Here is a 12253-nt window from a genome sequence, read left to right as displayed (position 1 = left end):
GAGTACATCGAAAACCAGAAACGCCCGGACTAACGACCAGACGTTCACAACCCCAGGACCGGGAAGCGATTCCTCCCGGGCATGAACGCCCGGGGCTCCTCGCCAGATCACGCTGAAGATCCGAACTCGCGGCAGACCCTCAGGCCGGGTACCGGGTCGAGGCCAATGTGGCCGATCTCGTGAGCGGGTGCGGTCACCGGGCGGCCTGGAGGGGGGCGAAGGCCGGAAACTCCTCATCCGTTCGGGGCCGTGGCCTTCACCGCGGACAGTAGGAGGTCGATGCCGAAGGAGTAGTAGGCGTCAAGGTCAGGGGGAGTGGAGAGGGTGGCGGCGAAGGCGGCCAGGTGGGGGTAACGACCGGGAGGCAGGCGTTCCAGGTCGAGGCGATGTTGCCGCCTGAGCTCCGTGGCCTCCTCCTCGTTGCTTCCCACGCCGCCGGGCTGACAGGACACCATCGCCGCGGCCCCCAGGAGGAGGTAGGTGGCCACCTGGTCGGCTTCCTGGAGCGTGAACCCGGCCTCGGTGAGCAGCCCGATCGCGGTGTCAGTGGCCCGACGGTATTCCTCGGCCGCACTCTTGTCGATCATCGGCAGCAGGGTGGACAGGTATGGGTGCGCGCGAGTCTGCTCCACCAGCGCAGTGATCATCGCGCGCAGGCGCTGGCTCCAAGGACGGTTCGGGTCCACGTCGGCGACGAGCGCCGCGAGCAGGTGGTCGGCGAGCGCGGAGAGCAGCTCGTCCTTGTTCTTGACATGCCAGTACAGCGCCGTCGGCGTGACGCCGAGCTCGGCGGCGAGCCGACGGATGGTTACCGCCTGAAGCCCGTCGGTGTCGGCGAGCTTCAACGCCTGCTCAATGACGGCCTGGCGGGTCAGTTTCTCGGGAGCCACTTGACAACTATACGCGGCACAGGATCTCCTAAGCAACGTACATGTACAACGTTCATGAACGATGTACAGGGCAGTTCGGTAGCTGATTAGGCGACCGTTTCCGCTGGGAGGCACGCATCGCGGTCATCCCGGCAAGACCAGATCCACAAGGGGGCACCAGACATGAGACACGACGAGAGGGCCGAACCCACGCGCCTGCACCGCTTGGACCACTGGCTGTATCGCGGCGGTCGGCCCAACCGCCTCGCGCGGGCGATCAACCGGGTCTGGGCCACCGTGTTCGCGGCCGGGGTGCTGCAGCCGGACCGGATGGTGACCCTGCAGGTGCCGGGCCGGCGTACCGGCCGCGTCATCTCCTTCCCCCTGGTCGTCGCGGACCACCAGGGCGAGCGCTACCTGGTGGCGATGCTCGGCCAGAACACCAACTGGGTGCACAACGTCCGCGCGGCCGAAGGGCGGGCGGTGCTGCGGCACGGCCGCAGCGAGGCGGTGCGCCTGGACGAAGTCGATCCCGGAGCCCGTGCACCCATCCTGCGCCGCTACCTGGCCCGCTCGCCGGGAGGCCGCACCCACATCCCGGTGGACCCGCAGGCACCGCTGGAGGAGTTCGAGCAGATCGCCGCGCAGTACCCGGTCTTCCGCATCACGCCCGACCGGTCGGCATCCCCGCCCGGTTCTGGCCGATAGCCCTGCCCCATCCCGCGCGCCCCCCATGCCGCACCGGAGCCCGGGACCGACCCGGCATGTGGTGCGTGAGCCTCGTAGGGGGAGGAGGCGCCCCGACCCGGTGGCACCCGAGGTTGAGGCGCACCGAGGATTCCCCCGCGTGCGCGGCACTCGCTGTCCAGGTCTTCCACGTTCAGGGTGAGGATCTCCTTCGCGCGCGGCGGTTTCGTAGGTCATCCGCCAGAGCACTCGCTCGCGCAGGCCGTGCGCGTCATCTGGTCGGCTCCGTGACGATCGCGTCGGAATCCGGCATACGGCCAACCTGGCTTGACTTAAACCTTGGTTTAACAACGAGCCTGGTTCTGCCGGGGCGTCCGAAGGACGCCGCATATCCCTTGTGACCAGCGGAGAAACTGTCGTGCCCGAAGAGCCCCTCCAGCTTGCAGTGATCGTCGGCAGCGTGCGGGACAGCCCGCCCCTACACCACCTGAACGCCCGTCCCCACCCCAAAAAAGAAGGCTGCAGTGAACGAGACCGTAGCTCAGTGGATCAAGCGGAACGCTCGCCCACTGGCCACGCTGGATCCCCAGGCCCCCCTCGACGACCTGGGGCCGCTGCGGGACATGGCCGCCGGGGCCGCCATCGTGGCTGTGGGCGCTTCGACACGCCAGGCCCATGAACTGTCGGCCATCACCCACCGGATCCTGCGTTCCCTGGTCGAGGAACAGGGATTCCGCTCCCTTGCTCTCGAAGGTGACGACCCGGCACGTGTCGGGCTGGATGCGTACGTACGGACCGGACGCGGCGATCCGCGGGCGCTGCTGGCACGGGCGCGGCCGTTCTGGCGGACGGAAGAAATCCTCGGTGTCGTCTCATGGATGCGCGCTCACAACGAGCGGCACCCGCACGACCACGTCCGTTTCGCCAGGCTGCCCGAGCCTGCCAGACCGGCTCCGCCGACCCGCGAGAACCTGGAAGAGCGCCTGGCCGATGATGTGATCTGGTGGCACGAACGCTCAGGACACAAGATCGTCTATTGGGGCGGTATCGCCCACACGATCAACTCTCCCGGCCATCTGGGTGGCCACCTGCGTGCGCGCTTCGGGCCCGGCTACCTGTCCATCGGCCTGACCTTCACCTGCGGCGCGCTGCCCCAATCGGTACCCAGCCCGCCGGCGGACTTCGCCGAGACGCCGTTGAGCGCCGCCGGCCTGGACGCGTTCCTGCTCGACCTGCGCACGCCCGGCCCTGAACCGGTACGCGCCTGGCTGCAGGCCCCGGCCAGAACCCGGCTGATCGGCCCCGCCCAAGACCCCACAGAACACCTGTCCGGCGGAACGTTCGGCGGCTGGTTCGACCTCGTCGCACATCACCGGCGGGTGACCCCCGTTCACCTCATCTCCATCTGACAAAGCAGGAGGCGCCATGAACACTCTCCACGGCAAGACCGCCCTCGTCACCGGCGCGAGCAGGGGAATCGGCCGGGCCATCGCCCTGCGCCTGGCCCGCGACGGCGCCCGCGTCGCCGTCCACTACGGCGGCAACGAGCAAGCCGCCAAGGAAACGGTCGCCGCGATCGAGGCGGCAGGCGGGCAGGCCTTCACCTTGCAGGCCGAACTGGGCACGCCCGGCGACGCCGAACACCTCTGGGCCGCCTTCGACGCGCGCGCCGACGGACTGGACATCCTGGTCAACAACGCGGGCATCCTCAACGACGAGCCCGGCATCGAGCACGTGACCAGGCAGCAGTTCGAGCGGATCTTCGCCGTCAACACCACCGCCCCGTTCTTCGTCACCAAGCTCGCGCTGCCGCGGCTGCACGACGGCGGCCGGATCATCAACATCTCCACGATGCTGACCCGCGGCTCGGCCATGCCCCAGTCCATCGGCTACGCCATGTCCAAGGGCGCGCTCGATGTGCTCACCTCGACGCTCGCCAAGCAACTCGGACCGCGCGCGATCACCGTCAACACCGTGGCACCCGGCGTCATCGACACCGACATGCACCAGGGCAGGCTCGTCGGGGACGCGCTGGCCTGGCTGTCGTCGCTGTCGCCCATGGGCCGCGTGGGCACCCCCGGGGACGTCGCCGACGCAGTGGCCTTCCTGGCCTCCGACGACAGCCGCTGGGTGACCGGGCACTGGCTGGACGCCTCAGGAGGAACCCTGCTGTGACGGGTCACGACGGGACCGCCCCACCCATGTGAACGCCCAGACGGCCCTCGTACCGCCGGCGAGTAGTGCTCCGTGGTCCACGTGATGACAGCATTGGTCGAAACGGTCAAACACCAGGTCTGGTCGGCCTGGTCGCCCAGCTGCGGCTTGGTGATGGTGCTCTGGTGGGTGTAGTGCAGCAGGCCATCGGCGCCGGCCGCCTCCCACCGGGCACTGATCCAAGCGTCATCCGGGACGTCAGAGCAGCAGGCGCACCGCGGCGAGCAGGGTGAGCCCCAGCGTGATGCGTTCGAAGAGTGTCCGGTCGATCCGGCCGATCACGGCACGCCCGGCCGCGGCCCCGGCCAGCACCGCGGGGGTGCCCAGTGCGGCGAACAGGAGGGTGGCCGGGGTGATCAGGCCGAGCGCGACGCTGAACGGCACCTTGAAGGCGTTGATCGTCAGGAAGAACCACGCGCTGGTCCCCAGGAAACCCAGCATCGGCAGGCCCGCCGCCAGGAGATAGACGGCCATGATGGGCCCCGCGGCGTTGGCCGTCATGGTGGCGAAGCCGGCCAGGACGCCCGCCAGGGCCGCCACGGGGCGGTGGTGGGCGAGGGAGTCCTCCTGCGCCCGGCGCCGGTTCCACAGGTGCACGACGACGATCACCACCAGGATCACGCCGATCAGCCGTCTCATCTGCGCGTCGTCGACCCAGCGCACCACGAACGCGCCGGCGACCACGCCCAGGGCGACCCACGGAAAGAGCCTGATCAGCCTGGGCCAGTCGGCATGGCGGCGGTAGGAGAACACCGCGACCACGTCGCCGACGAGCAGTAGCGGCAGCAGCATGCCCGTGGACTGCCTGGTCGGCAGCACGAGCGCGAACAGGGCGATCGCCACCGTCCCCGCTCCGGAGACGCCGGTCTTGGAGAAGCCCACAAGGAACAGGGCGGCCAGCAGCACCACCCACTGGACGGCGTCAAGGGAGAGCATCGGCCTCGCCGGAAACAGGGCACGAAGGGGGCGTACCGGATGTGAGAGGTCAGAGGCGACGGTACATGATGCGCAGGCCGACGGAGTCTTCGGCTGGCCCCCCGTCTGGATGCCCGGTACTGGTCACGCAAGCCTTTCGGTCGCGTCCGCCGGGTGGGCCGCGTCCTCCGCTCGACCCGGGGGGAAGTGGCTGTCGGCTTCCGGCCGTCCGTCCGAATCTGGCGGTCTCGACTGTCAGTGGTGGCCGCAACGCTCTGAGCTGATTGTCGTTCAGAGGGGGGCCGATGGCGTTCCGGGCCGTGCACGCCGGCCCCACGCACACAGCACCCCAGGAGAGATCCGTTATCGTGCGTTGCGTATCCCGAGAATGTAGGTCGCGGTAAGCGCAACGGCACGGTCTTCGTCATGTGACAGATCTGCGAGGGCACGTGATGCTGTGATTCCCGGGATATCCGCGAGCGCCTGTGCCAGCCGTCGACGTGCAGACGATTCAACGCTGCCGTGGGCGAGGCGATCAACGAGCCTGGTAGCGGTCTGATCCGCCAACGCGGGACGACTCGCCAGCGCGCTCAGCGCATCGGCTGCATCGACGTCATTCGTCCCCTCGACGACCATATCGATGAGCGTCGGGACCGCGTCGGCTACTCCACGTGCCCCGAGCGCCAGAGCCGCATACCTGCGGACCACGATGTCGGGGTTCGCGAGGGCGTCCTGCAGCAGTGCGGTCGCCTCACCGTTCGGAATCTCGACGATGGACTGGACGGCACGTTTCCGCACCTCGGCCACCGGTGAGCCGAGGCCCTCCGCCAGCAGCGCCAAGCCGTCATCGCCCGACCGCGCCAACGCCCATCGAAGGGCTCCGGCGACGTTCGGGTCCGTCTCGCTCAGCGCTGCCTCGACCAGCGCTTCCACCGGCATCGGCGCCTCGTCGACCGAGGACAAGGCCGCGCGCTGGCGCTTCCCGGCGCTCTTTGACCCCAACGCCTGCAGGAGTGCGACGATCTGGAGGACGTCCTCCCAGCCGGCGGGTCCTACGGCGTCGATCCGGCGCAGGCGCGTGAGCAACTCCGTTTCAGCCGCAATGCGTTCTCGCGTCTGGCGGATGAGGTCGTCGACGAGCTCCGAGGGCGTGAAGCCGGGATCATCGAGCGCGCGCCCGACTTCACGCAGCGACAACCCCAAGGACCGCAGGCTCTCGATATGAAAGATCCGCCGAACGTCCTCGCTGGAGTACTCCCGATAGCCTGCGCCGCTACGACCCGTTGGCCGCACCAGGCCGAGCGAGTCGTAATGCCTGAGCATGCGGGCGCTGACCCCGGACCGTCGTGCCACATCACCGATCAACACGGCCCATCACCCCTCCTTGCTGGTACTGCCGAGGGCTACCACGCGCTTGGCCTCCTCGATCGCGAACTCGAATCCGGCATCCGGGTCGCCCAACAGCCGTTCCGTGGCGATCGCGTGCGCGCGCACGCGCGGGTCGAGATCCGTCATCGCAACGCTCAGCGTGGGCACAATCACCTCACCGAGCGCCACCAGCGCCCGGCTGAGGCTCAGCTGCGTCTCACGTTCGCCGCGCCCGAGCTGTGTCGACAACACTGCGGCCAACTCGGGCTCTTCACCTTCGGGCACGAGCACGACCGCTGCCCGCCAAGCGCTCCGCGCCACCTCATCGTCGGCGTCGGACAGAAGCGCCCGTGTGATCGCCGGCCACGCTTGCCGATCCCCGATCTTGGACAGCGTGTGCAACGCCTGACTTCGTGCCTGCGCACGCTCCGAGCGGAGTTCCTTGAGAAGCTCTGGGACCGTCATTGATGCTGAGTGGCGGGTGAGTGCCCACGTAAGCATGTCGCGCACGTAGAAGTCGGGTTCGATCGCGCATCGTTCGATGAGCTTGTCGATGAACCGCGGGTCAGGGGTCGTGCCGACCGCTAGCGCTGCCCGCAGCCGCACTGGCGAGCGGCTGTCCTCCAGCCCCTGGAAAGCTCGAATCGTATCCGTGTCCAGTTTCTGCATGGTCATCGGGACCACCTCCTTGGCAACAGTGAAGACCTTGTCACCGTGTCAAGGTCAAGCGGGGTCACGCCGCGAGATCATCAGGCACCCTCTGTCCACCGAGTTCGGTGCTTGTCAAGTCAGCCGAGACGTGCGTGACGTTATGAGGCACGTTCACGTGTACGCCGACATCACGCAACGTCACGAATCACGAGTTGTGGCACAGGCACTCAGCCTTCGGCGTCCTCCCCGCCCCCCGGCACAGTCGATCACCGCATCTACAAGATCGTTTGCTTTGACCGTACAGTGCATGGCGTGGTGTGCGGCCTCCGATCAGGGGCGGCGGCCCGCAAGGACGCAGAACTCGTTCCCCTCCGGGTCGGCGAGTACGACCCAGCTCTCATCGCCTTGGCCGACGTCGGCGTGTCGAGCACCTAGGTCGAGCAGGCGACGGACCTCTTCGTCTTGCTCCCTGTCGGTTGGGTTGACGTCGAGGTGGAGCCTGTTCTTGACGGTCTTGCCCTCGGGCACGCGCGCGAATGTCAACGTCGGTGGCACTGGGCCAAGGTGGTTCTTGCCTTCAGGCACCATAGGGGAGCCAATTGTGACAATTCCATCGTCTTCTTCTTGCACCTCGTAGCCAAGGACCGAGCACCAGAACCGGGCGAGACCATTGGGATCGGCACAGTCGATCGCAAGGTCGGTGAACTTACTGGTCATGTCAGGACCTCCCGGTCAAGTAGCGGATCCGCCAAAGGCCACACGCTAATCGCAGTGTTCGACAGCGAGGTAGGCCGCGCGTGGTGTGCGTTTCGGATGGCCACGAGCACAGCCGTACGGCCCGTGCGCTCGCCCCACGCAGAGCCTATGAGCACACATCGTCAACTTCTCGGCCCTGAAGAGGCCGAGCTTGCAGCTCCTCGCCGTCGATGGATTCAACGGTTCAGGCCGCGTCGTCGGCAGCGTGACGCTACCGGGCGGCACCGTTTTCCTGCGTTTCCTCCCCGCCGTGAACGACAGGGCCTCCACGCTGTAATTCCGGTGAATTCCCGCAGGCGTATCGGGCTCCACGGGCGGGCACAGGTGAAAGTTTCAGTCGCCACCGGGCACAGGGGCGCCGGACCGCGTCTCGCCGGCGCCTGGTAGCCGCAGGTGGAAAGGGATGCGGCGGGCGCCGGAACCTCTTTGAGCACCGAGGCCACGGCATCCCCGATGGCTCCGGGAGGGGATTTTCGGTATGTGATGAAGGTTCTGAAAGCGCTTTCCAAACCCGTATCCGCTCAACCACAAGGGGAGAGCATGTCCCGATCATCACCACCGCCCCCGCGCCGCCTGCGCGTGATCTGCTCGGCGGCCGCGCTCGCGCTCGCCGCGAGCCTGGCTCCGGTCCTGGTCGCCCAGGCCGCGGCGGCCGGCTGCCGCGTCGACTACTCGGTGTCCACCCAGTGGTCGGGAGGCTTCACCGGCAACGTGGCGCTCACCAACCTCGGTGACCCGGTCAACGGCTGGACCCTGAACTGGAGTTTCGCCGCCGGGCAGCAGGTGACCCAGGCCTGGAACTCCACCGTCACCCAGAGCGGCACCCAGGTGAGCGCCACCGACGCCGGCTACAACGCCGCGATCGCCACCGGCGCCACCGTCTCCTTTGGTTTCAACGCCTCCTGGAACAACTCCGCCAACCCGGCGCCGGCGGTGTTCACGCTCAACGGCGTCGCCTGCACCGGCTCGACCGGCCCGACCCCGACCCCGACGGTCACCCCGACTCCCACGCCCACTCCCACGCCCACTCCCACGCCCACTCCCACGCCCACTCCCACGGTGACCCCCACTCCGTCCGCCGGCGCCCGGCAGGTCGAGGACCTCGACCGCGGGCTGATCAGCGCCCGCTCCGGCAGCGGCAACTTCGTCGCCTGGCGCCTGCTGGGCACCGACCCGGCGGACGTGGCCTTCAACCTCTACCGGGGCTCGACCAAGGTGAACACCTCGCCCATCACCGCCTCCACCAACTACTTCGACTCCGGCGCCGCGGCCGACGCCTCCTACACCGTGCGAGCGGTGGCCGGCGGCACCGAGCAGGCCGCCTCCGAATCCTCCCTGCGCTTTTCCGGCGGCGACTACCTCGACGTGGCGATCCAGCCCCCCTCCGGCGGGACCACACCCGACGGCGTCGCCTACACCTACGCCGCCAACGACGCCAGCGTGGGCGACCTCGACGGCGACGGCCGCCACGAGGTGATCCTCAAGTGGGAGCCCACCAACGCCAAGGACAACTCCCAGTCCGGCTACACCGGCAACGTCTACATCGACGCCTACCGGCTGGGAGGCGGACGGATGTGGCGCATCAACCTCGGGCGCAACATCCGCGCGGGCGCGCACTACACGCAGTTCCAGGTCTACGACTACGACGGTGACGGCCGGGCCGAGGTCGCGATGAAGACCGCCGACGGCACGGTGGACGGCACCGGCACCGTGATCGGCAGCTCCTCCGCCGACTACCGCAACTCCTCCGGATACATCCTGTCCGGCCCCGAGTACCTGACCATGTTCAACGGGCAGAACGGCGCGGCGCTGTCCACGGTCAACTACGACCCGCCCCGCGGCACGGTCTCGGCCTGGGGTGACTCCTACGGCAACCGGGTCGACCGGTTCCTGGCCGGGACCGCCTACCTGGACGGCACCCGGCCGAGCCTGATCATGGCCCGCGGCTACTACACCCGTACCGTCGTGGTGGCCTGGGACTTCCGTAACGGCTCGCTGACCCAGCGCTGGAAGTTCGACTCCAACAGCGCGGGATCGGCCTACACCGGGCAGGGCAACCACCAGCTCTCGGTCGCCGACGTCGACGCCGACGGCAAGGATGAGATCGTCTACGGGGCGATGACCCTCAACGACAACGGCACGGTCCTGTGGAACACCGGCCTCGGCCACGGGGACGCGTTGCACGTCGGCGATCTCAACCCGGCAAGGAGCGGCCTGGAGGTGTTCAAGGTCGACGAGGATGCCTCCAAGCCCAGCTCGTGGATGGCCGACGCCCGCACCGGGCAGATCCTGTGGCAGACCGGCTCGGCCGGCGACAACGGCCGGGGCGTGTCGGCCGACATCTGGTCCGGCAGCGCCGGAGCCGAGTCGTGGTCGGCCTCCGGCGGGGACGGTATCTTCAACACCTCCGGCCAGATCGTGGGCCGCAAACCCTCCTCGACGAACTTCCTGGCCTGGTGGGACGCCGACCCGGTACGGGAGCTGCTGGACGCCACCAAGATCGACAAGTATGGCACGAGCGGTGAGACCCGCCTGCTGACCGCCGGCGGGGTGCACTCCAACAACGGCACCAAGGCCACCCCGGCACTCTCGGGTGACCTGCTGGGCGACTGGCGCGAGGAGGTCATCTGGGCCACCTCCGACAACACCGCGCTGCGGATCTACACCACCACCGCCGTCACCGACCGGCGGATCCACACCCTGATGCACGACACCCAGTACCGGACCGCGATCGCCTGGCAGAACACCGCCTACAACCAGCCGCCGCATCCGAGCTTCTTCATCGGCTCGGGCATGTCGGCCCCGCCCAGGCCCAACGTCTACGTGCGCTGAGGGAAGGGCTCAAAGGAGCGGGACCAGATCGGGGCCGACGACGTGCCCCTGATGGAGGTCGGGTTCGTTCTGGTCGTGCCGGAAGTGCCCGGCGTACCAGACGACGACGTTGGTGGCGCTGACGCTCTCGCCGTTGACGAAGCGGTTCAGCATCGCCCGGTTGTCGGAGCCGGGGTTGCCGTCGTAGAGCTCGGCCGGGTGGTGGCGCAGGAACCACAGGTCGGCGACACCGTAGGGGTCTGCGGTGTTGTCGTGCTCGCCGGGGTGTATCCGCCACCCCCGGCCGCTGGTCTTGTCGGTGACCTGCCAGAACAGTGCGGGAGGACGCCTTCTTCTGGCGACCTCCCGCACGATCGTCACCGGCCGGGGCACGGTCGAGCCGGTGTCGTCGAACTGCTCGATCACGTCGTTGGCCGAGCCCTCCACGTCGAAGTCGAAACGCCAGTAGACGTGGTGGCGGTGGCGCATGCAGGTGCGCGGGTTGCGCACCCCGGCGAAGCCGAAGCGCGGCCTGATCGTGCCCTCGTCGCTCAGGCGCCACTCCGAGGCGTAGCGGTACCAGCCGGCCGCCAGCTCGCTGACGATGCGCAGCTCACCGCCCGTGTGGTGGAAGGCCACGCCCTGGAAGTTGCCGGCGTCGTTGTCGCCCCGCTCCAGGATGGTGCGCGGAGGCTCCGAGCAGATCCGCCACCCCCAGCCCACCGGGTCGGTGCCGGTGGCGGAGAAACGGGTCTCCTGGTTCTGCCAGTCGCGGTAGGTGACGCCGTCCTCCTCGTACTGGACGTTGAGGATCGGCACGTGCGCCTGGCGCAGCACGAGCCTGCCCCGGTAGCGCACCTGCCTCAGCTCGACCCCGGAGCCGTCGCCGGGGTTGGCCGGCGAGGAGGCCCGGGGCCGCACCACGACCATGCTCCACAGCTCGGTGCCGCCGTCGACGACGCGCAGCCGCACCTGGTCGGGGCCGCCCTGGTCGCGCAGGCTCTCCACCCCCACCGGCAGGTGCGACTCACAGTCGCCGGGGTGCATCGCGACACTGACACCGGCGGGGGACCAGTCGACGTCGCCGGTGGCGATGTCCACGGCCACGATGCGGTGCCTGGTCTCCCCCGAGGGGTGGTAGATGCCCAAGGTGGGGCGGCGGGTGGTGGTGCCGTCGGGGTTGTCCAGATCGGCCAGGGGCGGCATGGGCTGGTAGATCAGCACGTCGTCTCCGGCGGGGAAGCGCTCCTCGGCCCGCAGGATCGCCGCCGCGGCCCGCAGCTCCTCGGGGCGCGGGTTGGGCCGGTAGGCGCTGGGCAGCACCTGCGCCCCCTCGGGCCGGTCCAGAGTGCCGCGCAGCTCGACCCCCCGGTTGGAGACCGGATCGAACACCGCTGCCCGAAACGAGGCGTTCTCATCTGGATCGTGGCCGAGCGCCACCGCCGGGCCCACGATCAGCCCTGCGGCGTCGGCGACCCGCAGGTGCTCGCGCACGTCGGGGTGCGCCGCGGCCACCTCGCGCACCCGCTCGGCGGCAAGCTCCGCCCGGCCGACCGCCTCGATGATCACCTGTACGGTCATGCCGGCCTCCCCGTCGTGACGTTCACCGGCCGTCCCACCCCCGGCATACGGCGCCTCCCCGTCATACCGTCCCGATGCGGCGCTGGGAAGACCCAAGATCGCGGAAACCGTCGGCGCCGCCGGGGAGCATGGACCCCGGCCCGGCAGCGGCCCTGCGCCCGCACGGTGTGCTCCAGGCACCGGTGGCGGAGCTGTTCGTCAACTGGCGGGCGAGTGTGGACTTCGACCGGCTCAAGGCGATCGACAATCCACCGGCGGCCAGACCGCCGACACCGCTCTTCCACGGCGGCGACGACAGCACGGTGCCGGTGCGGCGCTCCGGTTCGGCCGGCCGCTGCGCTATGAGGAGTTCCCGGGCGCCGAACACACCGGCTCCTGGAACACCGACCGCACCCGCGTCC

At 68.8% G+C, this 12253-nt stretch carries 11 protein-coding genes; 4 read left to right on the top strand and 7 right to left on the bottom strand.

Going from position 1 to position 12253, the window contains the following annotated elements; genetic code table 11:
* Positions 1-233: 233 nt before the first annotated feature.
* Positions 234-890, bottom strand: a complete 657-nt coding sequence (locus ABZU75_RS24530; RefSeq protein ID WP_355558429.1) for a TetR family transcriptional regulator — start codon at positions 888-890, stop codon at positions 234-236.
* A gap of 162 nt (positions 891-1052) precedes the next feature.
* Here ABZU75_RS24530 and ABZU75_RS24525 point away from each other — a divergent pair, with 162 nt between their 5' ends.
* The 3 genes from ABZU75_RS24525 to ABZU75_RS24515 all read left to right on the top strand — a co-directional run bounded on the left by ABZU75_RS24525 (position 1053) and on the right by ABZU75_RS24515 (position 3731).
* Positions 1053-1577: a nitroreductase/quinone reductase family protein gene (locus ABZU75_RS24525; RefSeq protein ID WP_355558427.1), complete on the top strand. Its 525-nt coding sequence runs from the start codon at positions 1053-1055 to the stop codon at positions 1575-1577.
* Positions 1578-2080: 503 nt separating this feature from the next.
* Positions 2081-2965, top strand: a complete 885-nt coding sequence (locus tag ABZU75_RS24520) for an erythromycin esterase family protein (RefSeq protein WP_355558424.1) — start codon at positions 2081-2083, stop codon at positions 2963-2965.
* Positions 2966-2981: 16 nt separating this feature from the next.
* Complete coding sequence (locus tag ABZU75_RS24515) at positions 2982-3731, top strand: SDR family oxidoreductase (RefSeq protein ID WP_355558421.1); 750 nt, start codon at positions 2982-2984, stop codon at positions 3729-3731.
* A gap of 237 nt (positions 3732-3968) precedes the next feature.
* Here the strand turns inward: ABZU75_RS24515 and ABZU75_RS24510 are convergent, their stop codons facing one another.
* From ABZU75_RS24510 to ABZU75_RS24495, 4 genes are all read right to left on the bottom strand, one after another.
* Positions 3969-4706, bottom strand: a complete 738-nt coding sequence (locus tag ABZU75_RS24510) for a sulfite exporter TauE/SafE family protein (protein WP_355558419.1) — start codon at positions 4704-4706, stop codon at positions 3969-3971.
* A gap of 342 nt (positions 4707-5048) precedes the next feature.
* Positions 5049-6053, bottom strand: a complete 1005-nt coding sequence (locus ABZU75_RS24505; protein WP_355558416.1) for a HEAT repeat domain-containing protein — start codon at positions 6051-6053, stop codon at positions 5049-5051.
* 6 nt (positions 6054-6059) lie between these two features.
* On the bottom strand, positions 6060-6722 hold the full coding sequence (locus ABZU75_RS24500; protein ID WP_355558441.1) for a HEAT repeat domain-containing protein: 663 nt from the start codon (positions 6720-6722) through the stop codon (positions 6060-6062).
* A 312-nt stretch (positions 6723-7034) separates the two neighbouring features.
* Positions 7035-7421, bottom strand: a complete 387-nt coding sequence (locus ABZU75_RS24495; protein WP_355558413.1) for a VOC family protein — start codon at positions 7419-7421, stop codon at positions 7035-7037.
* Between the two features lie 579 nt (positions 7422-8000).
* Between ABZU75_RS24495 and ABZU75_RS24490 the strand changes: the two genes are divergently transcribed.
* Positions 8001-10292: a cellulose binding domain-containing protein gene (locus ABZU75_RS24490; RefSeq protein WP_355558410.1), complete on the top strand. Its 2292-nt coding sequence runs from the start codon at positions 8001-8003 to the stop codon at positions 10290-10292.
* A 9-nt stretch (positions 10293-10301) separates the two neighbouring features.
* Here ABZU75_RS24490 and ABZU75_RS24485 read toward each other — a convergent pair whose 3' ends face one another.
* The gene (locus ABZU75_RS24485) at positions 10302-11852 is read right to left on the bottom strand and encodes a hypothetical protein (protein ID WP_355558407.1); all 1551 of its coding nucleotides are present in this window, start codon (positions 11850-11852) and stop codon (positions 10302-10304) included.
* Between the two features lie 61 nt (positions 11853-11913).
* Positions 11914-12219 (bottom strand): hypothetical protein, encoded by a 306-nt coding sequence (locus tag ABZU75_RS24480; protein ID WP_355558404.1) that lies wholly within the window; start codon positions 12217-12219, stop codon positions 11914-11916.
* Between the last annotated feature and the right edge of the window lie 34 nt (positions 12220-12253).

It is taken from the genome of Streptosporangium sp. NPDC005286 (genome assembly GCF_040607515.1).
In the GTDB taxonomy this organism is placed as follows: domain Bacteria; phylum Actinomycetota; class Actinomycetes; order Streptosporangiales; family Streptosporangiaceae; genus Streptosporangium.
Note: the sequence above shows the minus strand (reverse complement) of the source record. Positions and strands in the feature narration are given on the sequence as shown.